Annotated in this window: 21 protein-coding genes and 1 pseudogene; 11 read left to right on the forward strand and 11 right to left on the reverse strand. The window is 51.0% G+C overall.

The window, feature by feature from the left end; translation table 11 throughout:
• Window positions 1–5 precede the first annotated feature (5 nt).
• From IE117_RS26430 to IE117_RS16000, 3 genes and pseudogenes are all read left to right on the forward strand, one after another.
• Window positions 6–740 (forward strand): annotated as a pseudogene (locus tag IE117_RS26430) (outer membrane beta-barrel family protein).
• 205 nt (window positions 741–945) lie between these two features.
• Entirely contained in the window at window positions 946–1,332 is a 387-nt protein-coding gene (locus IE117_RS15995; protein ID WP_189565493.1) for a T9SS type A sorting domain-containing protein, read from the forward strand.
• Window positions 1,333–1,515: 183 nt separating this feature from the next.
• Window positions 1,516–1,887 carry a hypothetical protein gene (locus IE117_RS16000; RefSeq protein ID WP_189565494.1) on the forward strand — a complete coding sequence of 124 codons (372 nt, stop codon included), beginning with the start codon at window positions 1,516–1,518 and terminating at the stop codon, window positions 1,885–1,887.
• Window positions 1,888–2,076: 189 nt separating this feature from the next.
• Here IE117_RS16000 and IE117_RS16005 read toward each other — a convergent pair whose 3' ends face one another.
• The gene (locus IE117_RS16005; RefSeq protein ID WP_189565495.1) at window positions 2,077–2,280 is read right to left on the reverse strand and encodes a hypothetical protein; all 204 of its coding nucleotides are present in this window, start codon (window positions 2,278–2,280) and stop codon (window positions 2,077–2,079) included.
• Between the two features lie 886 nt (window positions 2,281–3,166).
• On the opposite strand from IE117_RS16005, the gene IE117_RS16010 reads away from it, so the two are divergent.
• The 3 genes from IE117_RS16010 to IE117_RS16020 all read left to right on the forward strand — a co-directional run bounded on the left by IE117_RS16010 (window position 3,167) and on the right by IE117_RS16020 (window position 6,399).
• Complete coding sequence (locus tag IE117_RS16010; protein WP_189565496.1) at window positions 3,167–3,730, forward strand: hypothetical protein; 564 nt, start codon at window positions 3,167–3,169, stop codon at window positions 3,728–3,730.
• Window positions 3,727–4,725, forward strand: a complete 999-nt coding sequence (locus IE117_RS16015; protein WP_189565497.1) for an alpha/beta fold hydrolase — start codon at window positions 3,727–3,729, stop codon at window positions 4,723–4,725. The genes IE117_RS16010 and IE117_RS16015 overlap by 4 nt, the downstream gene beginning before the upstream one ends.
• A 156-nt stretch (window positions 4,726–4,881) precedes the next feature.
• Window positions 4,882–6,399 carry a PKD domain-containing protein gene (locus IE117_RS16020; protein ID WP_229581019.1) on the forward strand — a complete coding sequence of 506 codons (1,518 nt, stop codon included), beginning with the start codon at window positions 4,882–4,884 and terminating at the stop codon, window positions 6,397–6,399.
• Between the two features lie 933 nt (window positions 6,400–7,332).
• On the opposite strand, the gene IE117_RS16025 is transcribed toward IE117_RS16020, so the two are convergent.
• The gene (locus IE117_RS16025) at window positions 7,333–7,623 is read right to left on the reverse strand and encodes a 3-keto-alpha-glucoside-1,2-lyase-like domain-containing protein (protein ID WP_189565498.1); all 291 of its coding nucleotides are present in this window, start codon (window positions 7,621–7,623) and stop codon (window positions 7,333–7,335) included.
• A gap of 1,136 nt (window positions 7,624–8,759) precedes the next feature.
• Window positions 8,760–9,068: a hypothetical protein gene (locus tag IE117_RS16030; RefSeq protein ID WP_189565499.1), complete on the reverse strand. Its 309-nt coding sequence runs from the start codon at window positions 9,066–9,068 to the stop codon at window positions 8,760–8,762.
• A gap of 35 nt (window positions 9,069–9,103) precedes the next feature.
• Between IE117_RS16030 and IE117_RS16035 the strand changes: the two genes are divergently transcribed.
• Window positions 9,104–9,430, forward strand: coding sequence for a LytR/AlgR family response regulator transcription factor (locus IE117_RS16035; protein WP_189565500.1), 327 nt, complete (start codon window positions 9,104–9,106; stop codon window positions 9,428–9,430).
• 17 nt (window positions 9,431–9,447) lie between these two features.
• On the opposite strand, the gene IE117_RS16040 is transcribed toward IE117_RS16035, so the two are convergent.
• The 3 genes from IE117_RS16040 to IE117_RS16050 all read right to left on the reverse strand — a co-directional run bounded on the left by IE117_RS16040 (window position 9,448) and on the right by IE117_RS16050 (window position 14,255).
• Entirely contained in the window at window positions 9,448–10,722 is a 1,275-nt protein-coding gene (locus IE117_RS16040; RefSeq protein WP_189565501.1) for a DUF5690 family protein, read from the reverse strand.
• Window positions 10,723–10,953: 231 nt separating this feature from the next.
• Entirely contained in the window at window positions 10,954–12,312 is a 1,359-nt protein-coding gene (locus tag IE117_RS16045; RefSeq protein ID WP_189565502.1) for a hypothetical protein, read from the reverse strand.
• Between the two features lie 65 nt (window positions 12,313–12,377).
• Window positions 12,378–14,255, reverse strand: a complete 1,878-nt coding sequence (locus IE117_RS16050) for a CocE/NonD family hydrolase (RefSeq protein WP_189565503.1) — start codon at window positions 14,253–14,255, stop codon at window positions 12,378–12,380.
• A 120-nt stretch (window positions 14,256–14,375) separates the two neighbouring features.
• Between IE117_RS16050 and IE117_RS16055 the strand changes: the two genes are divergently transcribed.
• Together IE117_RS16055 and IE117_RS16060 are read left to right on the forward strand one after the other, a co-directional pair.
• Complete coding sequence (locus IE117_RS16055) at window positions 14,376–16,220, forward strand: M1 family metallopeptidase (RefSeq protein ID WP_189565504.1); 1,845 nt, start codon at window positions 14,376–14,378, stop codon at window positions 16,218–16,220.
• Window positions 16,221–16,297: 77 nt separating this feature from the next.
• The gene (locus IE117_RS16060) at window positions 16,298–17,377 is read left to right on the forward strand and encodes a phosphotransferase enzyme family protein (protein ID WP_189565505.1); all 1,080 of its coding nucleotides are present in this window, start codon (window positions 16,298–16,300) and stop codon (window positions 17,375–17,377) included.
• A gap of 49 nt (window positions 17,378–17,426) precedes the next feature.
• Here the strand turns inward: IE117_RS16060 and IE117_RS16065 are convergent, their stop codons facing one another.
• The gene (locus IE117_RS16065) at window positions 17,427–19,997 is read right to left on the reverse strand and encodes a DUF5686 and carboxypeptidase regulatory-like domain-containing protein (protein ID WP_189565506.1); all 2,571 of its coding nucleotides are present in this window, start codon (window positions 19,995–19,997) and stop codon (window positions 17,427–17,429) included.
• 97 nt (window positions 19,998–20,094) lie between these two features.
• On the opposite strand from IE117_RS16065, the gene IE117_RS16070 reads away from it, so the two are divergent.
• Complete coding sequence (locus IE117_RS16070) at window positions 20,095–20,949, forward strand: SDR family oxidoreductase (protein ID WP_189565507.1); 855 nt, start codon at window positions 20,095–20,097, stop codon at window positions 20,947–20,949.
• Here IE117_RS16070 and IE117_RS16075 read toward each other — a convergent pair.
• Window positions 20,928–22,052 carry a trans-sulfuration enzyme family protein gene (locus IE117_RS16075; protein ID WP_189565508.1) on the reverse strand — a complete coding sequence of 375 codons (1,125 nt, stop codon included), beginning with the start codon at window positions 22,050–22,052 and terminating at the stop codon, window positions 20,928–20,930. The genes IE117_RS16070 and IE117_RS16075 overlap by 22 nt on opposite strands.
• Before the next feature lie 157 nt (window positions 22,053–22,209).
• Here IE117_RS16075 and IE117_RS16080 point away from each other — a divergent pair, with 157 nt between their 5' ends.
• Window positions 22,210–23,469: a TlpA family protein disulfide reductase gene (locus IE117_RS16080; RefSeq protein WP_189565509.1), complete on the forward strand. Its 1,260-nt coding sequence runs from the start codon at window positions 22,210–22,212 to the stop codon at window positions 23,467–23,469.
• 6 nt (window positions 23,470–23,475) lie between these two features.
• Here the strand turns inward: IE117_RS16080 and IE117_RS16085 are convergent, their stop codons facing one another.
• The 3 genes from IE117_RS16085 to IE117_RS16095 all read right to left on the reverse strand — a co-directional run bounded on the left by IE117_RS16085 (window position 23,476) and on the right by IE117_RS16095 (window position 26,187).
• Window positions 23,476–24,636 carry a trans-sulfuration enzyme family protein gene (locus IE117_RS16085; RefSeq protein ID WP_189565510.1) on the reverse strand — a complete coding sequence of 387 codons (1,161 nt, stop codon included), beginning with the start codon at window positions 24,634–24,636 and terminating at the stop codon, window positions 23,476–23,478.
• A 1-nt stretch (window position 24,637) separates the two neighbouring features.
• On the reverse strand, window positions 24,638–25,063 hold the full coding sequence (locus IE117_RS16090; protein WP_189565511.1) for a PH domain-containing protein: 426 nt from the start codon (window positions 25,061–25,063) through the stop codon (window positions 24,638–24,640).
• Window positions 25,064–25,149: 86 nt separating this feature from the next.
• Window positions 25,150–26,187, reverse strand: coding sequence for an App1 family protein phosphatidate phosphatase (locus tag IE117_RS16095; RefSeq protein ID WP_189565512.1), 1,038 nt, complete (start codon window positions 26,185–26,187; stop codon window positions 25,150–25,152).
• Window positions 26,188–26,209: the final 22 nt, after the last annotated feature.

The raw sequence follows: 26,209 nt of genomic DNA on the forward strand, positions 1-26,209 counted from the left end.
ATCGACTGACCCGGCTACCAAACACTCAATCCGTTATAATTTACGTCATGAACCCCTGCACCTACCTTGCAGGGAATCCATTTTTGCGTCCCCAGTATACTGATGCCTTTCAGATTGGGTACGGCTATAAGGGTAAAACAAGTGTTAGCTTAAGCTACAACCACACATCTGATGCCATGCTCGGCGGCAATGACCAGATAGGTGACCAGATTCGGGTAACGACAGTCAATGTGGCAACCTTCCACAACGTCAACCTGAATCTGAGCTCGCCCTGGCAACCCGTAAAGTGGTGGACACTACGCCCTAGCGTGGACATATTCCTGAACGCCTACGATGCCGAATAAGCGGGCCTGCCGCTTAATTATCGGCAATTCTCGGCTAATGCCTACCTGAGCCAAAATTTCCTGTTTCTTCACGGCTTCTCAGCAGAATTGACCGCTTTTTACAATTCGCCCAGCGTGTACGGCCAGATGTTTTTTCGCAGCCAGGGACAGGTAAGCGTGGGAGTGCAAAAAAATCTTATGAAAAAAGCCGCCACGCTACGGCTCAACGTCAGAGACTTGTTCTACACGATGCGTAATGCGGGACGCACCAACTACGGGCTTACGAACCTGTCGTTCGTTTCACGCTTCGAAAGCCGCGTAGCGCGGGTGGCGTTCGCCTGCAACTTTGGCAACCGCAATCTGAATGCAGCCCGGCAGCGTCGTACGGGCGTGGAGGATGAGCAGGGGCGGGTTTGATTGAGCGGGTCAAACGGCGGGCAACTGCGCAGTAGGGACAGATTTCCATTTCAGACATTAAAAATAGCAATTCAGGCACGGAATAAGTCCTTTCAGAGAATCTCCCTTCCGGAAGAGATGCCTATCACCCAATTTTGTACTGCTGAAAGACCGGCGTCATTCAGCGTTCTATATCATTTTTTTTACCAAAACCATCTATTAGCAAATGAAAACCTTAATCACTTTCGCAATGGCCTGTGCCCTGAGCCTGGCCGCCCAGCCCGATGCCCGCAGTGCGGCTGACGGCACAAACACTTCGACCGCCAAGTCGTCGTATGTAGTTACGGATAAAATGGCGATGTACATGAGCAGCGGCAACAAGCTGCAGCTTCGGTTCTCCAAGCTCAGCGCAATGGCAACCGTTGAAGTACTCAACGGCCCCCGAACCCTCTACCGCAACTCCATCGACCTTCGCAAAGGGGCCAATCAACTCCTCGACCTCTCGCAGTTGGAAGCGGGTAGCTACACTATCCAGGTGAGCATCGGCAAGCAGACTACCACTAAAACACTGACGATCGGCTGGAATTCGGAGCGTTCCTTCCAATTAAGCTAATTCCGGCAGCCATTTTTTGTTGTACGCGGCGAGCGGTTAGCCTGACCGCTTGCCGGCTTTTAATTTGATCAGTGCAATCTTCAAACAAAAAATGGACTATGTAGGGAAATACTCGCCCACTGTCTTGCAGTCGTTGTTTTGTTCTTGCTTGGCTGTGAAAAACCGAAATAAATCGGACCAATAATGAAACCCCAACTCGTGGGTATCCGGAATCTCAACGCGATTACTTTCGGGCTGACGCAGGTGAAGGTGCAGGGCGACAGCCTGATTTATACCGAAACTATAAACTTTGGCAAAGAGCGCAAATACTCGTTCAGCCGGGATGGCAAACCTTACGAATCAGGATTGGCCCATACGGACAATGACAAAAGTCATGCATCCTATGAGATGGCGGTTTCATTAGGGAAAGACATGACGCTCCAGCCATTTGAACTCATGGAAGGACGATTATTCTTGTACCAGCATGGCGCCCAGGGATCGTTCACGGCCAATGGTAACACCTTCGAACACAAGCGTCAGCAGTTGCAGTTCGGCTGGAAGATAAGGCCCCTCTGAAGTCAGGTTTGACGAACCAAGAGGTAGGCGTGATTTCGAGTACCCGAAACCTATTCCGAAAATCCAGAGCGGCAAAGACAGAGAGAATACTGGACTTCAACTTGTTGAAAAGTAAAAGAATGGTCTCTCTCATAATTGAGAGACCGCTTTCTCCCTTTCAATCAATTCGTTTTGGCTTGCCGGTACTCCTTACCATTGTTTGACAATTTCCGCTGTTCCAGTACCGGTTACGGAAGATTCGGAAGAAAGCGAAGCTTGGCGGAGGAGCGAATGGCCCAGCGGGGTCAGGCCAACTACCAGTACGAGTGGGAAGGCAGGAACCACCTCCAGCATCATGCGGGGCGGGCGGGCATCCCGTTGCAAGAAAATGTAAACAATGGCCAGAAAGGCCAATGCTGTCAGATAAAGCGCACTGCCCGTTGGAAATCACCCTGTGCCATTCATTTTTCGGATGGCTAGAAAATATTTTCCCAGCGCCAGTGAAGTGACAGATGTGAATGATCCTACTATTATGCCAGGAAGTGGGTGGGACAGGTATTGGAGTGGCATGGGTTTTACGCTTGATTACTCGATATCTTTCAAATTTTCGAGCAAAGTACTTGCCATCCAAAGCAGTGATCTTGTTGCTTCTTTCTAAACCAGAATATCTACTGGTTGAAAGGACATTTTGGGCTTGTGAAACCTCAGTCATTCAGCTTTGACCCGAAGGGCCATGAGGCATTTCGCGGGGCTGCGCCCAGGCTTCGTTCAGCGGAAAGCCAGCCTGGGGTTTGTGCGCTTTAAAGGTTCATTCAACCGTTTCAAAGAATTAGCCACTGGTCTAGTCGATGTCTTCTGCCAATTTTGACCCATCTAACCAATTAACAAAAGCAGCCATGAATAATCGTTTAAAGTTTTTGTCGGGTCTGGCATTCGCCGTGCTGTGCCTGGCGTGCCACCCCGGGTTGCACCGCGCGACCTACCAGACCGATCCCGGAAGCTGGAAATACCCCTTATCAAGAGGGTTTGATACAGAGGTTCATACCGTAACCCGTCATACGGTGCTGCCTGGAGACTGGAGTCTTTCTCTAATCACCGTGATGAACCCTAAGCCTGTAGTCATCAATTACGAAGAAGGGGTAAATCTTTACGTGTGGGCAACGTGTGGGCACACATGGAGACTGCCCCCGACGTTAATGCAAATAAATCCCCCCATTGCCCAAATCGCTGGATGAGAAATGCCTAGGATTCTGGGAAAGTAACACCTCCATTCAGTAAGCATAAGGTTATCAGTTCATTTATGAGATATTTATTTATCTTTTCCATTCTGCTTCGATTGACTGTAACCAATACGTTGGCCCAGTCATTGCGAGTAGGCTACTACGGCGAAACCGTCACCCACTATGGCCTTAAAATAGCCGCCGAATGGTCGTTAAAAAACCGCGTCAGAGAGCGTAACCAGGCCCGAAAGGAGTTGCTGGCAGGACCAGCCCTGGCCGTGTACCGCCACCCCCAAAACCATATCGGGCTGGTGTTTTTTCCCGAACTGGCCTACCGCCGCACAAGCCGACGCGGTGGCATTTTCGAGCTGGGTCTTGCGCCTGCTTCCTCCTACTACTTCCTGGAAGGCACTACCTATACGCCCGACGAATCGGGTGACCTGCGCCGGGTACGCTGGGCCGGACAAAACGCCTTCTTACCAACCGTTTTTGTGAGAGTAGGAAAAGATTTATCCATGCAGCGGCAGGCACGTCTGGCATGGTTCTCTCGCTTGAATGTGATGCAACAACGTCCATACAATACCTCGGCGCTCATGCGATTTAGCCTGGAAACTGGTGTTGCTTTCCCCCTTAAAAAACCATGAAAACGCTCTTTAAATTTATTTCCTTTGCCAGCCTAATCATGATGCTGGCCTGCGGCGACCGTGACCCGCAACCCGTCGAGAACAACACCCTTTTCCTGCGAAACAAGGGAGCCGATATGCCCATTTGGGTTAAGGGCAACCGACCATCCAATAAGATTATTCTGTACGTCCACGGCGGGCCGGGCGACTGCGCCATGTGCTACCGTTACTACCTCAAGGGACTGGAGGCTGAGGCGATGGTCGCCTACTGGGATCAGCGGGTGGCTGGAGCATCATCGGGAAAAGTGGCTGAGGGTACCCTGCGCTACGCCCAGTTCAGCGAGGATATGGGATACGTTCTGAAACTGCTGAAAAAGCAGTATCCAGGCGCAGAAATCCATCTACTGGCCCACAGCTTCGGCGTCGAACTTTCCTGGCAGTACCTTACCGCGGGAAATAACCAGCAAGAGGTGGCGGGTGTGATAGTGGTCAATGGCATGTTTTCCTTCGCCAACTGGCTGGCCGCCGTGCGGGAGTGGGCATTGCGCGAGGCAAAGCGGAAGGGCAACACCGAGGCCGAAACCTACCTGCTGGCACACCCAGTCACGCCCCATAATGCTGCGACAATCGAGTGGGAGCCGATCTACCGCTGGATGTACAAACTGGGCGGCAATCCGGTGTCGCTCTACGATAATGGAAAGTACCTGATCGACTACGCTTTTAACTCCCCCAACACCGCACTGGCTCAATTTACGCACGGGAGAGCTTACAGTTATTACGGAAATGTTGAGAGTCGGCGCTTCGAGAAGGGCCCGCTCCTGAAAGACATCCGTATTCCCGTCGGTCTTTTTTGGGGCGTAAAGGATGGCGTAGTTCCGGTGGAAGTAGGGGAAGCCACGAAAAAATTTCTAACCAATGCTTCCGTTGGCGAGGTGTACTTCAGCGAGTCGTGGCACGAGCCGTTCATTACAGAAACCGATAAATTCAACCGGGCGGTGCTGGATTTTGTGCGATAAGCAGATGACAGCCAAAATATGATTTCTACCAGTTCAGAAACCAATTCTAACGCTTCATCCACTCAACGCTTTATTAGCCCCAAATCGGCTCCTATTTTCGGCAAAAATTTCAAACCAACTTCTCCGGGACAATCCCGAATCAATTCAATTTCAGCCATGAAAACAAAAAAACAAACTTTTCAACACCACAGTACCCAATTCCTAACCGCCGCCGCCAGCCGTTGGCTGCTCCTTCTATTGACTGGATTCTTTCTCACTACCGCTTGTAAAGAAAAACCCGAAGTAGAGCCGAATGACTCCGTCACCGCTAAAGCCGGGGACGACCAGTCGGTGCAGGTCGGACAGGTAGTTACGCTCGACGGTTCTGCCTCGGCCAGCAGCGAGGGCAAGCCACTGACCTACCAGTGGACGATCCTCCGCAAGCCCGCCAAAAGTACCGTTTCGCTTTCTGACGCCACCTCATTCAAGCCCACCTTCAAGCCAGACGAAGTGGGCGAGTACGAACTCGAACTGACCGTGACCAGTCCAAACGGGAAAGGAACCGATAAAGTACTTGTCATAGCCAGCGTGGCCGAGCCGCTGGCCATCAACGCCAACATCACCGTCAAAACCACCCTGGTGGATCGTATCGCCAACCCCGACCTGCCCGACTACATCGTGACCAAGAACATCGACGTGAACCACGAACTGACCATCAACCCCGGCGTGGTCATCGCCTTCGAGCGCGATGTGCGCATGAACGTCAACGACAACGGCGGTTTGCTCATCGCCAAGGGCGAAGCCGCCAGCAAGATCAAGTTTGTGGGCGTCCAGAAAACCAAGGGCTACTGGGTAGGTATCGCGCTGTACTCGGGCAGCAATGCAAATGTGCTGGAGTACGCGGAAGTAAGCCACGCGGGTAGTCGTGCCATTTACAGCACCACGAAGGCGGCACTGTTTTTCTCAGGGGGAAGTAAGGCGCAGATGGCGATCAAGAACTCGGCATTCACCGACAACGACGGTTACGGGATTTATATTTACCCAGAGGGAATCCTGCGCGAATTTGCCGAAAATGGTTTCCGTAACAATACCGAAGCGGGTATCCTGCTCGACGCCGCCAACGTGGCCAAACTGGACTATTTCACGACCTTCAAAGGCAATAATGGCCGCAACGTGGTGGAAGTGACCCCCTCGAACCTCAAAAACGGCGCGGAGGTAGTTTGGGGAGGTTTTGCCGACAAAGCTCCCTACCGCATCAACGGTGAACTGACCGTTGACACAGGCTGGAAACTCAACCCCTCCGTAACGCTGGAAATGAACCGCGACGCCGTAATCCGGATCAATACCAGCGGCTACCTTTCGGCCATAGGTACTACCAAAGACAAAGTGATTTTCACCAGCGCCGACGGCTCGGCAGCTTACTGGCGCGGCATTATCTGCTACTCGGCGGATCCCAAGACCGTCCTGGAGAATGCCGAGGTGCGCAATGCGGGCGGAAATATCATAGTGTCGGCCAAGAAAGCCAACATTGCAATTTGGGGTACTAAAGCCACCATGACCATCAAGAATACCAAAATCAGCGGCAGCGGTGGCTACGGCATCCTGATAGGTTACGGCTCCTCGGCCAACGCCGATCTGACCACAGCCAACACCTTCGAGTCCAACGCCCAAACCAATGTCCTCATCGAAAAGTAAAAAGTGCTTACTTCTCCCCTCTCCTCAGGAAAGGAGAGGGAGCAGGGGGTGAGGTAAAACCAAAAAAAAGCCGCTTCATCAGCGGCTTTTTCCGTTTCAAAAAGTTGCTCCATACGAATTACAGCAGTCTCAACTATCTATTAATCAATGAAACAGACCACTAAACCATCGGTGGTTTTTCACTTTTCTTTTAAATCGGCAAAGTGCCACAAAAAAATGGATACCTTTTTGTTGAGCAGTGTTTCAACTCAGAGTTATTGATCCCCTGCACGGCAAGTACCTCCAATACTAACAACAATTTTTCCCTTGTAAAGCTTTTAGCAGAAAGCGCAGTTGTCAAAGATGTACCCCGCCCTTGCGATCCAATACCAGAGATAAAATCTCTTTGAATTTGTTTATGGAGTTATTAGATAGATTTATTTTTTTCATCGTTGCGCTGATAGCCAGGTCCAAATCCAGCGCACTCTGGCTTTGAAGCGACGCTAACAGGATTTGCCTTGGATTGGTCTTATCCGCAAATTTTTGGACTAGGGGTTAAGCAGCGTTTCCGTCCAATTGTACAAGTGTTCGCAGCCTTTCCGCCCGGATTGGCGGCCAGCAAGAGCGATTCTAGGTAACCATTCCTTCGCATGTTCACGATATTGGTACCTCCAGCAAACACGATCACATCATTTTCCCTAAGAGAGAGGGGGGATCTTGCTAACTTGCTGAGCGAAGGTTTCAGCTCTTTCACAAGCTGGGCCTCGTTCAGTCCGGCCAGTTTCACTTTGGGGTTATGCAAGAGGGTGTTGATCCGGTATCTGACCGCCTGTGGTTCTGCTAGGCAATATATCCGGGAGGGTCATCGCCCGGGTCTTTGACCGAAACGGCGAGTTTGCCATTGATGGATGTCCAGATTCGGTCACCGGAAACCAGGATTTCATAGTTATTCCACTAAAGGGGCTTCACCGCTTTCTCACCCCGGTCCGACCAGTCAAGTTTTTCCCGGTAGTGTTCGTGGTAGAGCCTCCCCCATACATCCTTACCGATATCGGCCTGATAAGCTGGTGCCTGACCGGACGCGTCGGCTTTTTTGGAACGAAACTGAATTCCGGTATTGCGGTCATTGTTTTCCAAGAGCACATAGACGCTGAGATAAAAATCAGTCACCTTGACATCCGACCACAGGAACTGATTTCTGGTTACTTTCTGCGTATCCTGCCCCACGATGGCGCCATCTTCCACCGACTAGTACTTTATATTGTCGCGGACCACCCCATAAGATCATTTTTATTAAAAAAACGGGTATCCGTCTTTGGGTGTGCAAAACTTTCATAGCCGATCACTGAAGACAACATGATAACCAGACTGACAGAGTAGTGTATTTTGCTGGTTCCAGGTTCAATTTTAAAGGCATCCCTTACCATATGTTTATATTGTTCAGGAATTACAGGTCGAAAGCCGGGATTCTGATTGATGACGATTTTGCCCACCGAAACTTGGTAGTGCAGATCACGCTCGGTACCGTGGAAAGCAATGCCGGCCGGTGTACTACCCGCACATAGTAATACTTTTGCAGATTTGCCTTCACTTTTGCCCCCGAGGTTCTGTTCACCGCCTCAGCTCACGATCATAAGAATGTGTACTACCACCCGAAAGTCTGACTCAGAAAGAGGTTGAAAGGGGAGAAGTCGACGGAAAGTTCGCGTGGAGGTGAATAAATGCAAAACGGCGCCACCGGCCAATACCATGCGAACACCCGGTTCGACTTAGATAGCCATTGCAGCTGCTTTGAAAGGGGCTGGGTTTCGCACAAGCATGGGAAGGGGTTCTAGCCCATGCATATACAGCGGAATCACTCGCTATATCTGCACAGGAGAGACTCAAATTCAGGTCTTAGAGCGTGTTTGGAAATTGAGAAGTTATGTCATCTTTGTATTGACCGCTCCGGCGGCCCGGCAAAATGCAAAGTTATGACCAAACAGTGGCAAGCACCGACCGACCCCCAGTGGGCTGCAATATCGCCCTTTTTACCTCTCAATCGCAAACGAAAAATTGACCTGCGTGAAGTCGTGAACGCTATTCTTTAGCTCTTGAGTACGGGCTGCCACGGGGCCGCCCGCGTGATGGCGAAACCTGCCCTGCCATTACCCGCCCTGGCAAGCCATGTACTATTATTTTGCCAATTGGAAAACCGATGGAATCCTTGAAAGAATAAACCGCGAGTTAAATCAGATGGATCGAAAACGACAGAATCGCGAAGCATACCCATCGGTGTTCTGTATTGACAGCCAAAGTGTTGAAATAGCTTCGATGATCAACAGGCACCGTGGTCTCGACCCGCACAAGAAGGTCAACGGACGGAAAAGCGAGTTGCTAGTTCATACGGGCGTCTGTGGGCCGTCAACGTGCATTCGGCAAACAAAGCTGATGGCTCCGCCTCTCTGCCTCTGGTAAGCGGTATTCTTTGGTATGGCGATCGAGTTGAGAAGGTTTTTGGCGACCCGGCGTACGGGGGCGTTTTTGCCCGGGAATTGGCAAGGTGGGGGATTGATTTCGAGAGAGCCTCGCGCCCGGAATCTGGCCAAGGTTTTGTACCTGTCGCTAAGCGGTGGGTCGTCGAGCGAAGAGGCAAAGTACCCGTACTGCTCAGGTAGTAATTCCAGACCTTTGAGGTGGCGTATATCCACGCCATTGTTTAGTACTCACCTCAACGTTCTGAACCATGCAAGTACCCTGTCTCTCTCTCCCCAAAGTTCGCGTGGGCGGACATCGCCGCCTGTCTCCGCAGCAAATCGTTCGCCTGCAAGCCGACCGCAACTATACTTTCATTCACCAGGCCAATGGCCGGAAGATACTGGTATCCCTTACCATGAAAATAATCGAGGAACGTCTGCGGCCGTATGGCTTCACAAGAATCACACGGGGAGATGTAATCAATCCCGAATTCATCCAGAAAATCTGGAAGGATGGCTGCGTGCAGCTTACTGACGGAACGAGAATAGCGCCATCGCGGCGGCGAAAGGGAGTGTTGACTACAATTTCGGCATAAACGGTAAGAGCTCGTTTTTACACCAGACTTGCGGTACTTAGTTCGGCCAGCCCTTTTTTGTATTTTCTGCGAAACGAGCCGTACGAAAATACCGTCAGCAGAATATACAACCCGCTTAGTCCGTAACAGCCATACACGAAAAACTCCTGAAAACTCAGATTTGCCTGCCCGAAGTTTTTGTACAAAAGTACCGCCACGCTGCCCAGGTACCCGTACCAGTCGGCCAGCGTCACGATGAAGCCGACCGTACTCACATAGCGGAAGGTAGCGACCAGTCGCTCAAAGTACAGGCCGTTGCAGGGGACGTAGGCCATGTACATTCCCAAGCCCGTAAGCATGAACCACGCACTGGCCGACACGCTACCAAGCTGGTAAAGCCAGGTACTTAATCCGACCAACACGGCGCCCGCAATCATCAGTATATTGATGAGCGTAAACGCCCGGAAGTGATCGTCCACCCAACGCAACCCGGCCATCAATCCCAAAATAATGAGCGCAATGAGCGTTTCGGTTTGAGCAAAGATCGTGGGGTTGCCGTCCATGGTACCTTTCAGAATCTCGGGCGCGAAGTTGTCGCGGAAATCGCGGAAGGCTGACAGCAGAACGTAGGAAATAATCAGCAGCGTCAGGCCAGTCGGGAAAGTACCCATGAATTTTTTCCGGTCAAGACGATTCATTGGGAGCCGCTCGGTACGCAGGATTTTGTCTTCCTCGCTCGGCGCGGGCAGGCGGCTTAATCCCCAAACCGACAACAGCAAGGGTACCACGAAAATCACGCCCGTCACGAAGGGTGCCCACACTTCACTCACACCGCCTTGCTGCATTAGCAACAAAGCGACCGTTTTGACCAGTCCCGACGCAAATATGAACGAAGCCGTCAGCGCCGCCACCAGGATTTCGGTTTGCTTGCGGCCTTCCAGCATGGCCAGCACGGTACCATACACCATGCCCAGCGGCAGGCCATTCAGGAAAAGAAAGACAATATTGTAGGGCGCAGGTACCAGACCAAATCCCAAAAGCGCAAACTCGGCGAACCCGATCAGCCCCAGCACGTACCAGGGCCGCTGGTGGGGTTTCATCTCCGACACAACTTTAACGCCGATGCCTTTGGAAACGGCATAACCCAGTACCTGCGCCGTGATGAGCCAGATTTTGTAGTCGATGCCGCCGAATGCGATGCCCTCAAACTGAACCGCCGTGATGCCCTTGCGGAAGCCGTACATGCTGGTGTAGGTGCAGAAGGCGGCAATGGCACCGAGGGCGGTCGTGTAGAGTTCAGGGTTCTTTTTCAAGCGGGAGGCGGGTTTTAGAAAATGCAAATACGCGCACAATCAGGGTATATCCAAAACGAAGCGCGTTAAGAAATTGCGAACTCTCGATTGGTTTTGTCACACTCTTCTTATTCCGTCCCTTTGACCTGCTAATCCGATTCCCTGCATCAAATATACCCATTGCGTGGCTTTGCAGATATTTTCGATGCACTTCTACGGGTTGCGGTCGAAGAACGGGAAGACCATAACTTTTTAATTAGGCACGTACCAAAAAGGAATAGCAATCAGTTCATCCGGTTCCGAGCGCCCCTCTGTTTTCAGACCTACCCTGAGCAGATTTTTTCCTATCCGTAGATTATTGGGAATCAGCACCATTTGCCAGCCCCGCTGATTGTGCACTCCGCGCTGGGTGAAAAGTACCTCGGGCTGAGCAAACAGGGAATCATTGACGGTGACATGCAGAATGCGGGTCAATACCTCACTGCTCCAGTCGGCGTACCGTTGTCGTCGATCCTGCCTTGACAGGCTGTCGTCCATTATCGGTTCTTTCGCCGCCACCTTCAATAAAGTATCCAGGGTTTTGGGATAGGCGATAAATAGCCGGATGTACGGCTCCTGGATCACATCGGCCTGAATGCTGGCCTGTGCGAGATAGTCGTTTTCATCCCGTAAATTGTCGTACGCCAGCGGGTTGACATACTGCTCATCGATTCGGGCCGTGTATAGGTGGCGGGAAGCAAGCCCCTGAATTCTACGATCTGTTCTTGAAAGATCCGCTGTGAATTCCACAAAAAACGACCCCATAAATACCACCATCACAACTACTATGGTTCGGAGAATATATTTGGTGGAAATGTTGCTGTAAAAGGTATTGATAATATACGATATGGGTTTGTGAACACCCAGCATCAAAAGCTGATTGAATCGTAGGACACCATATTGGAGTTTGATGCCGACCGGATGTTGCCTCGCTTGCTTCAGGCTCAAGACAACCGAGGCCACGAAGTAAAGGGCTACTATGGCGTATACGGCAATTTTCAGCATCTGCCATACCTCGACCGGCAGGGCCGGACGCAGCAGCAAATACACGACCAGGGCCTGCACGTACGCACTCGCAATCAGAAATATCATTAAAACCAGCAAGAAAGCCGTGGCGAACACGATGTTACATCGGCGGTCGAGTCGAACGATGTAACGGTCGAGCGGTCCCAGATCTTTTTCCATCTGCTCCTGGGCGAAAGTCGAGATGAAGGGTATCCTGTCGTAGCGAATCCCGGAAGGATAAACTGCCAGCAACCCCACCAAACCTACCCAATAGGCCCGCATGACAAAATTGACCAGAAACGCCAGGAATAGCACATAGCAGGCCGACTTGGTCATGCTTAAAGCCAACAGGGGTAGTAGGCCGGGCAAGCCCTCGGTTTGGGTGATGAGGTTAAAGCGAAGGTAGTCGAACCCCTGATCGAGCAGATCGGGAAGTTGCAGAACCGCGAAGATCGCCACGCCGGAGATGGCCAGTTCCATCTCCCAGCTTTGGGCGGTCAGTTCGCGGAGTTTCTCCCGGTCAGCGGACGAAATCGAACCGGGGGAGGGTTCTTCGGATGGGGTCATTTAATAAATAATCAGGATGTACGGTGATTCGGTTGGCGATGTATCCCAGTTGTTCTTTCTGATTGTTAATTCAACACCTCCACTTCCAGTCCACTCGCTGCGTTTGACTGCGTGTAAATCCGCTGAGTGGCTTTGATAAAATCTTCAGGATTGGCCTTGTAAATATTTTCGACGTACTTCTGTGGGTTGCGGTCGAAAAGTGGGAAGGCGGTACTTTGAACCTGTACCATGATTTTGTGGCCCTTTTTGAAGGTGTGCAGCACATCCTGCAAGCGGAAATCCAGCGGTGTCAGCGTGTTGGCTTTCAGCGGCTCGGGTTTGGCAAAGCTGTTGCGGAAACGTGCCCGCATCACCTCACTGCGCACCATCTGCTGGTAGCCCGCCAGCACCACTTCCTTATCCACCATATAGCTGTGGTTTTTTTCATCATCGGGATAAACGTCGATGAGTTTTACAAAAAAATCGGCATCGGTACCGGTCGTGCTGAAATTGAGCTTGGCCATGATTTCACCACCCAGCGTGATGTCCTCCGTGAGTACGTCGGTTTCGAATACCAGTACGTCGGGGCGGGTAGCCGCAAACCGCTGGTCTTCCGACATGTAGTTGAAAGGCGTAAAACCCGTCATCTGCGTGAGGTCGTCGGTGTAGGGGACGGGCTTCATCGGATCGCTGATGTACTCGGTGAAGGCGCTGGCAGCGGTGGGCTTGTCGAAGCTTAGTTTACCATTTTTATGGAAATACAGAGTTTGTTTTTGGGCCTGAGTCGCGGGCCATTGCTCAAACTTCCGCCATTCGTTACGACCCGTATTGAATAGGTAGGCTTCGGGCAGGCCGGTTTTACCATCGCCCGCCCCTTTCAGGAAGTGGGTAAAGAATTCGGTTTCAATATTTTTCTGGTAAAACGTCGCGAGACTATCTCCGAAGTAGATGTCATTGTGCAGCGTATGGCCTGTTTCGCGGCCCCAGCGGCCGTGTCCGAAAGGTCCGACAACCAGGGTGTTATAGGCATTGGGGTTGTTCTTTTCAATGGTTTTGTAGGTATTCAACGGACCGTACAAGTCCTCGGCGTCGAACCAGCCACCGACGGTCATGTACGCGGAAGTGACGCCCTTCAAGTGCGGCAGGATGTCGCGCTTCTGCCAAAACTCATCCTTGTTGGAGTGATTCATCGTTTCCTGCCAGAAAAAATTGTCCTTATAGTACTTGTCAAAATTCTTCAACGGCCCCATGTTCAGGTTGAAAGTGTACCCGTCGGGTTTGGCCTGAATGAATTCGTCGGTAAACCAGGACTTGGTGGTGGGTTCAGGATGCTGGATGCCGAACACCGGAAAAGTACCATAATAGCCCTGCGTAAAGGCACCATTGTGATGAAAATCGTCGAAAAAGAAGTCAGCGATGGGGGCCTGGGGGGAAGAGGCTTTCAAAGCCGGGTGCTTGCTCAGCGAACTGGCGGTGGTATAAAACCCAGGGTAGGAGGTACCATACTGACCCACGCGGCCGTTGTTATGTGCGACATTTTTGAGCAAAAACTCGATGGTGTCGTACATATCCGATGCCTCATCCACATCGTGCTTGCCTTTTTTGTCGGCGATGTGTGGAGTCATATTCGTCCAGGTACCCTCGCTCATGTAGCGACCGCGGACGTCCTGATAGACGTAGATGTACCCATCCCGCATGAGGTAAGGGTTGGGGCCGAGGCGGGTCGGAAACTCGTCCTTGCCATAAGGCGCGATGCTATAGCACGTACGCTGCATCAGGAAAGGGTACTTTTTGGTGTCTGAAATGTCCTTGGGCGTGTAAAGAATCGTGTGCAGTTTCACGCCGTCCCGCATCGGAATGTCGTAAATCGTCTTGGTGTAGTTTTCTTTAATGAAAGCCTGGTCGTTTTGAGCCTGCACGGTCGAAAACACAAGCAGACCAAGAAGTAAGAAAAATGCGCGCATTGTGGGTTGGGGTTAAGTATTATTTGGTTCTGGTTGCCCCAAATTTCAGAAATTAGATGGTAAAACAATGACTTTGCCTAATTTTGATCTTTCGATTTTATTCCATCACAACTTTAATTCATGAAGCCATTGCTTTTTTCCTGCCTGCTGCTCGGCCTGGCAGTTCACAGTTTTGCCCAGTCCGACCGCTGGCAGCAGCGTGTCAAGTACGAAATGAATATCGACTTCGACGCCAAGACCCACCGCTACACCGGAACGCAGAAACTACAATACACCAACAATTCTCCCGACACGCTCGATAAGGTTTTTTACCACCTCTACCTCAACGCCTTCCAACCCGGCAGCCAGATGGACGTTCGCTCGCGTACCATCAGCGACCCCGATTCGCGCGTGATGGATCGGATTTACAAACTTTCGCCTGACGAAATTGGCTACGAAAAAGTCAAAACTCTGAAGCATAAAGGCAAGGCGGTGAAGTACCAGGTTGTCGGTACCATTCTGGAAGTGACGCTCAATGAGCCGATTCTGCCCAAAACTACCACGACCTTCGACATGGAGTTCGAGGCGCAAGTACCCGTTCAGATTCGCCGCACAGGCCGAAATAACAAAGAAGGAATCGACTACTCAATGGCGCAATGGTACCCCAAGATGAGCGAGTACGATTACGAAGGCTGGCATGCCGTCCCTTATATCGCCCGCGAATTCTACGGCGTGTGGGGCGATTTTGATGTCAAGATAACCATGGACGCCGCCTACACCATTGCCGGGACGGGCTACCTCCAGAATCCCGACCAGATTGGCCACGGCTACTCTAAAAAGGACGTCAACCATAAAAAGGGCGACCGCCTGACCTGGCATTTTGTGGCTCCTGAAGTACCTGACTTCGTGTGGGCGGCCGACCCCGACTACGTCCACGATGTCGTGAAAGTGGACGATAAACTGGACCTGCATTTCTTTTACCAGAACGACACGACCAATTATTGGAAGCAAATGGAACCCTACGCCGTGCGTTGCTTCAAGTTTATGAACGAGCGCTTTGGCCGTTATCCCTACAAGCAGTACTCTGTAATTCAGGGCGGCGACGGCGGTATGGAGTACCCGATGGCGACGCTGATCACGGGACGCGGCAATCTGGGATCACTGGTGAGCGTAACGGTTCACGAGTCGATTCACAGCTGGTTTCAGAACCTGCTGGGTACCAATGAGTCGAAGTACCCCTGGATGGACGAAGGCTTCACTTCCTACGCTTCCAGCCTGGTGATGGCCGACCTCTTTCCCTCGCGTCGCGATCCGCAATATGGCAGCTTCCTATCGTACCAGCGGCTGGTGGAATCGGGCCTGGAAGAACCCATGACCACGCAGTCGGACCACTACAACACCAATCGCGCCTACAGCACGGCGGCTTACTCGAAGGGAGCCCTTTTCCTGCACCAATTGAGCTACATCATCGGACAGCCTGCCTTCGACCGGGGCATGAAGCGCTACTTCCGGGAGTGGGTGTTCAAGCATCCCAACCCTACCGACCTCAAACGCATCATGGAAAAGGAATCGGGCCTGGAACTGGACTGGTACTGGGAAGACTGGGTCGGCACGACCCGCACCATCGACTACGGGATCCGTGAGGTGCTGCCCAGCGGCAACAAAACCAATGTTGTGCTGGATCGGCACGGCAAGCTGCCCATGCCGCTCGACGTAGTGGTAAGCTATACCGACGGCACGCAGGAGAATTTCTATATTCCGCTGGAAATGATGCGCGGCGAAAAGCAGGAGAATATTTACGGCAAAACTACCCTGTTGCCCGACTGGCCCTGGGTGTATCCTGAGTATAGCTTCACCATTGACCGACCCGTGACTACCATTCAGCGTATTCTGATCGACCCTACGCACCGCATGGCTGATATTAAGCCGGATAACAACGTTTATCCTACGCTGACGGAAGTGCCGAGAGTGAAGGTGACCGAATAGAAAGACCCAAAGCAACAATGCAGAAGGGTAGTTTCTTTTGAAGCTACCCTTCTTTTCATTTTCCTATTCCTTAGAAAATGGTTGAGAAGACTACAGATTTCGAGCGAATCCTGGCCGCTTATGATGTATTTCCTTTGCCAGAACCGAGGCATTTTGGTTCGGGGCATATCAATGCTACTTTCCTGGTAGAGGGTGAGGACGGGCGGAAATTTGTTTTACAGAGGATTAACTCAGCGGTATTCCAGATTGAAGCGATTGCTCATAATTTACGGCTGGCGGCAAAGTACCTGACCAAGCATCATCCTGACTATCTATTCGTTGCGCCCATTCCTACGCTGGCGGGGGAGGAGATGGTAGTTTTGGAGGGCGAATCCTGGCGGTTGACGCCATTTGTCCCCAATTCAACTTCCATCAACGAAGCCACCACGCCTCAGCAGGCCTATGAGGCGGCACGGCAGTTTGGCCTATTGTCCAAAAACCTGGACGGGCTGGATTTAGCCAAATTTGAGGCGACAATTCCTGATTTTCATAATCTGAGCTTTCGGTTCGGACAGTTCCAGGACGCTATTGCAGCGGCTCCGGAAAGTCGCCGGGAAGCAGCTGTGGAGCTGGTTGCTTATTTTTTGGATAAAAGCGAGATCGTGGCTACGTACGAAAGTCTGATGCAAAACCCGGATTTCCCTGACCGCCTGATGCATCATGACACCAAGATCAACAACGTCCTGCTCGATGCTGACACCCAGCGCGGGCTTGCCGTGTGTGACCTCGATACGTTGATGCCCGGAAAAGTCATATCTGACCTTGGCGATATGGTGCGCACCTATGTCAGCCCGGTTTCGGAAGAAAGTGTTGAATTTGAGAAGGTCGTGGTACGGGAGGAGTATTACAAAGCTTTGATCGAAGGCTACCTTTCGGAAATGAAGGGCGTCCTGACGGAGACGGAGAAATCGGCCATTTTTTATTCAGGGCTATTTCTGGTGTACATGCAGGGTATTCGCTTTTTGGCCGATTACCTGAATGGCGACGTGTATTATCCCGTCAAGTACCCTGAGCATAATCTGGACCGGGCGAAGAATCAGATGGTACTTTTACAAGATTTGTATAGGACGGAAGATCGTCTGCGGGAGATCATTTCCGAGGCCCTTAGCCAGGAATAGGTACATTCATTGCCTGTAATACGACTGATCGTGAGGGGTACACTTCCGGTTAACGCAGGCGCAGCGTCGTACCCACGCGCAGTCCAAGTCCCTGGTACCTGTTGCCAGTAAATTGCCCCACCACCTCCACCCGGAAGAGGCGAATAATACCGTCCAAGCCATACACCAGCTCAGTGTAATTCCTCACCGCCGGTGTACTCAGATAATGCACCTGTAAAACCTCGCTCAGCCCCGCCAAACGTACGAAAGGCAGACGGGTGAGGACAAAGCGCTGCGAATCCCACAAAATGTGGCCCTGAAAAAATTTGTTTGAAGTGCTGTACTGATAATAGGGCAGCATCCTGAAACTGGTGAGCATATCGCCATTCTGGAAGAAAAACTCGTTCCCCATGAAGTGGCGGAAGTCGGGGAAGTACATTCTTTCTTGGGATAAGAAACTACCGCCGCTGACCGACAGCCGCAAATTACTACGCGGTCCCGTATCAAAATTCTGGCGGATGGAGCCTTCCAGCAGAGTATAATCGGGGGCCAGATCGTTCGTAGGAATGGCGCGCTTCAAGCCCAGCAGAAATGTCGGTCCTTTGTTATACCAATAGCGTTTCTGGCCGTTTCGGATGGCATATTTTTGCCAGGGACGGACGTTCACATTCAGGTTCCAAAGCAAGGCGCGATGCGTCGGAAATCCTGCGTTGGCAATCTCCACATTGTCGGGTCGATTGGGGGTATAAGCGCGACTTTTCCAATCAATGTAGGTTTGCGTTTTTTCAAGGTTAGAAAGTTCGTTACGCCGGGCAAATTCCAACCCCGTCGAGAAAGTAAGGATACCCCCAAGGTAACGGTAGGTGTAGTCGGCGCGGAGAAATTGCTTTTGGTAGATTTTCAGAAAATTCTGTTCGAATAGCAGCGTCGTCAGACTGTTCAGGCCTGGTGAAATGGGGGCGTTGGGATTGAACTGGTAGATGTATTCACCGCCTTCTACGCTGGCGTTCCACTTCCGGTTGCCCAGGGTACTTTGCAAAGTGCCGTTTAGCCTGTTTCGCCCCAAAGCGTATCGCGCCAGAGGCTTGATTCCTGCTTCGTAATCCTTTCCCCAGCGCTTTTTCCATTCCAGGGCCATATCGAAGACATAGCCTTCAACGGTATTGTAGGCCAGGGAGCTGGCCGGACTCTCGAACGTCAGGTAGTTGCGCTCCCGGAACTTATAAGTGTGGCCCGTCAGCAAATGCATGGGTTTGAAACTCGTGGAGTCATTGCGGGTGCTGTCTTTGTCCAACTTTTCCTGCCTGACGATGCGCACGCTGTCCTGAATCTTATAGCTTTTGACTTCCAGTTGCGTCAACGGTACGGGGCGCAGGGTTTCCCAGTAGGTTGTGTCACGCTTGTTTGCCAGCGAATCCACGATGACCGAATCCTGCCGAACCGCCCGTACGTCCTGCCCGGCGGCTTTGCGTTCTTTTTTTTCTTCCTTTTCGTATTCCTTGATAATCTTCCGGAAATTCTTGGTGGAAAACTCTTTCTGCTGCTCGATCATTTTTTCAAGATCCGCCTTTCTTGATACCGCAGGTGCGTTTTCTTCCTTTTTATGATCCAGAATCGTGATGTCTTCTTTCAGATTGGGATCAATGTTGAGTTTCTGATAATTCATGGACACCACGTATTTGAACTCCCCCGCAAAACCCAGGTACCCGCCCTCGATCCTGAACTGTTGGTTGATGGGTAGCCACACGTTTTGCACCGGACTAAATAGCTGTTTTACCCTGATTTTCAACCCCTGATAAATCGTTTCCAGATCGAAGCTATGAATGGCCCAGCGGTCTTCGATAATATACAGACTGCCCCGGAAAGTACCCTCGCCGTAGGCTTTGGGTATGACCTTAATTTTGTTCACGATCTCGCCCCGGTCTTCGAAAAAGCCCTCATACTCGAACCTGTAATAGGCAAAGGCTTTGGGGGAAAGCGGCGTGGTCGCTCCCCCGACTTCGGGGCTGTAAAAACTCGCCAGCACGTACTGATTGGGTGTGGGGGTACTGTTATCCAGACTGTTTCGGGTGGACAGAATTTTCTGGTTGTAGGTGTTGGGGCGTCGGTAGGTGATTTCGGTAATGCTTTCGTTCAGGAAAGCCTTGCCCTCCTGCACGCCCTCCTTTTTCAGGCGGCGTTCCAGCAGAAAAGGAATTTTAGTGGGCAAAGCGGTACTTCTGGTATAGGCACGGGCAGTGTAGCTGCGCACCTGCAACTGGTGGAAGCGCGCCTTGGCGATAGCCCGCCGCATGACGCTGTACGCCGGGTCTTCCTTGCCCTTGCCGACCTGCGCCGCGTCAAGGTTCAGCGGCTGCTCTTCCAAAATCACGTTCAGTTCCAGGAAATCCTCGCTCACTGTGACCGTTTTGGTGACGGTTTTGAAGCTCAGATACTGGAAAACCAGCTCGTACTTTCCCGCCGGGAGCGAAAGTTCGTAGCGGCCTTCGGCATTGGCAAGTGTTCCGTTGCTGGTGCCTTGTACCACAATGCCCGCGTAGGGCAGCGGCTCGTTTCGGGTCGTGGCGATCAGGCCGCGTACTCCGCCTGCCAGGCTGACGTTCGTGAGAAGCAGGAAAAGAAATAAGAATCGTTGGCGCATTTATTGTAAAGGCAAGAATTATTGAATCAAACGAACATTGCTTCTTGCTGGTAAGTTAGGTCCGCAGAGTTTATAAAGTGTACAAAACCAAAATCAAGTGTCCAACGTCAATAAAAAAATCGCCCTTATCACCGGTCCTACCTCAGGCATAGGTAAAATTACTGCTCTGGAACTCGCCAAACGGGGTTATAATCTCATACTACTGGCTAGAAACGCACAAAAAGCGGACGCATTGCAAATGGAGATTGGCGATCAGGCTGAAACTACCTTCGTGGAATGCGATCTGTCTGATTTGAAATCCGTACAAAAAGCGGTGGAAAAAATTCACGCCAACCATAGCCGTATCGACCTATTGGTGAACAATGCCGGACTGATGATGGATCACGAGGAGTTTTCCAAACAAGATATCGAGATGACTTTCGCCGTAAACCATGTAGGGCACTTTCTGCTCACTACCGGCCTGATTGACCTTTTGAAGGCGGGCAAAGACGCCCGCATCGTCCATGTATCGTCGGGAGCGCATCAGTTCGCTAAATTCCAAATCGACCAGCTTGTGAGGCCCGAAAAATTCAGCGCCTGGACAACCTACGGAAACTCCAAATTGGCCAATATTCTGTTTTCAAACGAACTCGCGGAACGCCTGCAACCCATGGGAATAACCTCCAACGCTTTGCATCCCGGCTTTGTGGCGACGAGTTTCGGCTCTGGTTTTTCCAGTTTCGGCAGTATTGTCATGTGGCTGGCCCGGCCCTTTGCCAAATCCCCGCAGGAAGGCGCGCAGACGAGCATTTACCTGGCTTCTTCCCCCGAGGTGGCCGATACCACGGGTAAGTACTTTGATGATTGCAAACCCAAAACGCCCAGCAAAGATGCCCAGAGCAAGTTTCTGGCGACCAAACTCTGGGAATTGAGCGAAAAACTTGTCAAAGACTATAAACCCGCCAAAGCCTGACGCAGGTCGTTTATCAAATCTTCTGCGTGTTCGAGACCTACCGAAATCCGCAGCAGGTTTTTGGGCGTCAGAGTGTCCGGCCCTTCCACAGAGGCGCGGTGTTCGATCAGGCTTTCCACGCCGCCCAGGCTGGTGGCCGGCGTGAACAGGTTTAGTTTTTTGATAAAGACAAGCGCCTCGTCGGCTCCGCCTTTCACCTGGACTGAAAGCATCGCTCCACCGCTGCTCATCTGGCGCTGGGAAGTATGGAAACCCGCGTGAGAAACCAGGCCCGGATAATGTACTTTTTCCACGGCCTCCTGGCTTTCCAGAAATTCCGCGACCTGTTGCGCGTTGGCGGATTGCTGCCGCACGCGCACGGCAAGAGTTTTGATACCCCGCACCACCAGCCAGCAATCAAAAGGCGACGGCACTGCCCCGCCCAGTGTCTGGAGTTGGCGGGCGCGATCCGACAGTTCTCCTTTTTTCTTGAAAATCAACGCTCCGCCCAACACGTCGCTATGCCCGCCCAAGTACTTGGTGGTCGAGTGCATCACCACGTCGCAACCCAGGTTGAGCGGGTTTTGTAACATGGGCGTTGCCCAGGTATTATCGCAGACACTGATGAGGTTATGCGCTTTGGCCAGCTGCGCAATTTCCTGTAAGTCGCTGACTTTGAGTTGTGGGTTGGATGGGGTTTCAAGCCAAACTACCCTGGTTTCGGGACGGATGGCGTTTTCTATTTCGGCGATTTTTGTGGTGTCGACCTTACTGAAAGTCAGACCCCAACTCGTGAAAAAATCCTGCAAGAGCGAAGGGGTACCGTAATAGGCGTCGTCGGGTACCAGCACGTGGTCGCCGGGTTTCAGACACTGGAAAAAGGTCATGGCAGCAGCCTGGCCGGAGGAGAAGGCCATTGCTTCTGAGCCATTCTCCAAGGTGGCCAGTATAGTCTCGAGTTGTTCACGGTTGGGGTTGCCGGCTCTGGTGTAGAGGTAGCCATTGGGCAGTTCGTAGTTCTCATCGCGCTCGAAAGTCGTGGAGAGATACAGCGGCGCAACAACGGCAGCGGCATTCTTGTCTTCGAATTGACCACTGTGGAGAGCTAAGGTTTCTGGTTTCATAAGACTGGTTGACGTGGGTTGGGCCATGGCGTCAGATGGTTGACGGGTTATTGGATTTACAGAATCTGATCATTCAAATCCTGACTTTATTCCAAAGAACCGATTTTTTTGCCCGATTTTTGTTTTGAAAAAATACAGACTCACCAAGCCGACTAGCATGTTTTCTGATTTGAACAAAAATATAACGATTCAGCTCCTTTCACTGCTGATGGTTTTGATTGTTGGAACAAGTGGTACCCTGCTTGCGCAAGGTATTCAGTTTCAGGAAAAAGACATCGATCAACTGGCAGTCGAGGCAAAGAAACAGGGCAAGCTGGTTTTTGTAGAAATGTACCTGAAAGGCTGTCCGCACTGCGAGGCATTGGCTCCGGTGCTGGAAGAAAATAAGGTGGGCGAATTTTTCAATCCAAAATTTGTGAGTGCGAAGTACGAAGCCAACGCGCCACTCTCCAAGGCTTTGCAGGAAAAGAAAAAACTGCACTACCCCGAATTTCCGCTCTTCTTTTTCTTCAACGCCGATGGAGAGCTCATCCATCAGGCATCGCCATCGGACAAGCCGACCCGTCCCGAATTCATTGAAGAAGTAATCCGCCACGCCAACGAAGCACTATCGCCCGCCACTCGAACCAGTTCCTATGCCACTCGATACCAAAACGGCGAAAGGAACCTGGATTTCCTCATCAACTACGCCAAATACGCTAAAACTACCCGCGACACGGCGCAATCGATTGCGCTGGCAACGGAGTTTGGGAAAATTTTCGTCCGGCCCGACGATCTGGAAAGTACCTACGGATTTTATGTCATCAGCCGCTTTATCAATGATTTTCAAAATCCGATGGCGCAGTATTTCTTCCAGCACCTGGATACGTATCGAAGCAGGCATGGCGCCCGGCCAGCCCAGGATGCGGGCGAGAACATCTTGTTCCAAAGTTTGTACGGCAAAGGTTCCGACAAGCTTTCGTCCAAAGAAATAACCGCCATGCGGCAGGCTTTGGAATCCCTCGGCGTAGCTCCCAACATCGCATCTATGCGAACCATCCTGAAAGAATTGGAGGCTTATTTCCGGGAGAAAAACACTGCGGCCGCTACGGCCCGCTTCGATGAGTACCAAGCCGGCAACCTGCTCAGAACTACCGACTACGCCTACCTCATGCGTTTTTTTAATGACAAAGCTCCCGACCCAGCCTATGCGGAAAAGCTAATAGGTTGGACTGACAAAGCCATAAAAGCCGTGAACACTTACGATCAGAATAAGCCCGAAGTCGCCGAACTCTACCGCGAGCAGTCGGAAGCTTATTTCCGATTGGGGAAAAAGGAGGAAGGGAAAAAAGCTGCTGAAAAGGCGTTGGCAATCGCCAAACTGGCCAAAGACAAACCCGATTCTTATGAGAAGCAGTTGGCGAAGTTCAGCAATTAGGCGCTCTCATAACTGCTCCAAGGCCTGTTCCAAATCCGCAAGCAGGTAATCGGCGTCTTCGAGTCCGATGTAAAATCTAACCATCCGATGACGTTCGATGGCAGGGTCGAAATCTTCCGGTGCCATACCCCCCGCCTGTGGCAGGACGAGAGACTCGTATCCGCCCCACGAAACGGCCATCAGGAAGTGTTTGAACGCGACGGTAAAATTCTCGATGGCCTCGTGGCTGGTAGTTTTCAGAACTACCGTCAGCAGGCCGCAGGCACCGGACATCTGTTTTCTGGCCAGCTCGATTTGCGGAAAATCTTCGTCTAACGGAAAAATGAGTCTTTCAATTTTCGGATGACCTTTCAGAAACTCAACCACTTTCCGGGTGGTGAGCGTAATGCGTTCGAGGCGCATGGGCAAGGTGCGAAGTCCGCGCAGCAACAACCAGGCATCGAAGGGAGAAGCCTGAGTACCCGCTAAGATTATCTGGTTTTCGAATACTTTTTTTATCAATTCTCTGGAACCGGTAAGTACCCCGGCAACGGTATCGCTGTGGCCGCCTATGTACTTGGTGGCTGATTGCAGGCTCAGATCTATGCCGAAGGAATGTGGTTTTTGATAGAGAGGGGTGCAGTAGCTGTTGTCGATAACGGTAAGAATGTTGCGGCTACGGGCAAGCTGCGCGACCGCGGCCAGATCCTGCAATTCGTAGGTGAGCGTGTTGGGCGATTCGAGAAAAATCAGCCGGGTTTCGGGACGCAGTGCGGCTTCGAAATTCTCAATTTTTGTCCCATCTATGTAGGTAACCGTAATCCCAAAGCGCGGTAATATTCCATTAAATAGCCGGAGGGCCGAGTTGTAGGGTTTGTCCACCGAAATGATATGGTCGCCCGCCTGGACATTCGCCATCACGGCTCCGTAGATAGCCGATGCCCCGCTGTTGAAAACCAGGGCATCTTCGGCTTCGTCCAAGGCAGCTAGTTTTTTTCGCAGCATGTCCACCGTTGGATTCATGGTGCGGGTATAGAGGTAAGTCGATTGTTCGTCGGCAAAGGCAGCCCTTAACTCAGCAAAGGTTTGAACGGCAAAGTTGCTGGTCTGAAAAATGGGTGGGGCAACGGCGTTATAATAGTGTTGGCGATCTTCGCCGAGTTCGTTGATAATAAAAGATTCTTCCAAGTTATTTATTAAGATTTAATTCGATTTTTGGATTGATTTCCTGCAAATGTTCAATGAATTTTCCTTTCTCCTTTGGTGATACCAAAACACTGTCATAGGTGTTGTACTTTATTTCCAGCCGATCAATAGAAGTAGCAGGAGAACTCAATGGATTCATTGTGGATGATATTGATTTTATTGAACCGATAGCAAGCTTTTTATTATAAAAGAAACCGGACTTTATTATCAGAGTACTCCCCTCAATCCTGTAAAAAGTAGTCAGGAACATGTGGATAATAAAGGCCGATGTAGCCAGGACAGTGAAAAAGCCCGGCCAGCTATTGTCGTATACCATCAGTGCCATAACGCCCACCAATACAACCGAAAGCGGAATGGCAATTTCCAGGCCGATTTTTGAGCGGAAGGTAGTTGACGTAGTTATGGGCATTGGGGGAATTAAAGATTACAAAATGGTAATAGTCAGGTTTGTATGTTTTAATCAAGAGGGCTTTTTCTGTTTCGCGCATTCAAAAACTACCTGACTTCTGAGAGTGCTCTTTCCTTTCCAAATGCCTCCAAAGCTTCTTCCGAAATGATTCCTTCCCGAACCGAATGTTCTATAGCCTCGCTGCTGTGTTCAAAATAGCAGGTACTTACGCCCAGTCCCGCGATATTGTCAATTACATTCATTACTTCCGGCTTTTTCTGTTTCTCTGTCCGACGAATGTAGATAGCCCTAATGTTTCTAGGATAGATCTTAACGATATTCTCATAGATGTAGGGATCACGCTGCGAATCATCGCCCAATAAAATGAAGGTATGTTGGGGGTAGAATGTTACGATATGTTCGATTTTGTTCTGTTTGTGCTGATGAGATCCGCCACCCGTGCTGAAAAAATCGAATAAGCTGGTTTTGATTTTTTTTAACTTTAAAACCGCTTTTGGCAAGTTTTGCTTGATAATGAACCGATTGATGTACTCATACAGATTCCACTCGCTGCTGGACACGTAGAAAAAGGTGTTTTTCTCCTGACCATCCGCTTTTCTTCCGGCCAGGCTCAGCAATTGGTAATGCTTGACCACCCCCTCAAACGGCTTGCGGGCTTCCACATTTCGCGTGAGCATAACGTAGAGTTTTTTCAACACATTTCCACTATACGAAACCAGGAAGGTATCATCAATATCTGAAATGATCGTATAGCCACCCTGACTTGGGACAAGCAGATCATCTTCCTTCATGATATTGACCGCTTGACCATCGATCTGGTCGTCGAGCGTCACCGAGAAGGGGTGCCACCCGCTTTTCAGTTTTTCGGACAAAGGCACAGCAAAGCGGAAATAGCCATCAAAGAGGGCACGTGTCTCGACCTCCTGTCCATTGAAGCGGAAAATCAGCCTGGCGTTGGGGACCGTCTTGACCGTGAAAAGCTGGAATACCGACTTAATATATCGAAACCCTTCACGATCATACAGATTTTGGGAAGAAGGGTATTTGCGAAAAACGTGACCCTGCACTACCACTTCGCGGTCGTTGGCATAGCCTCGGTACAATTTTAGTTCGTGGGATTTCATGCAGTGGTTGATAATCTTTGTA

The sequence above is a fragment of the Persicitalea jodogahamensis genome (genome assembly GCF_014651615.1).
Taxonomy (GTDB): Bacteria; Bacteroidota; Bacteroidia; order Cytophagales; family Spirosomataceae; genus Persicitalea; species Persicitalea jodogahamensis.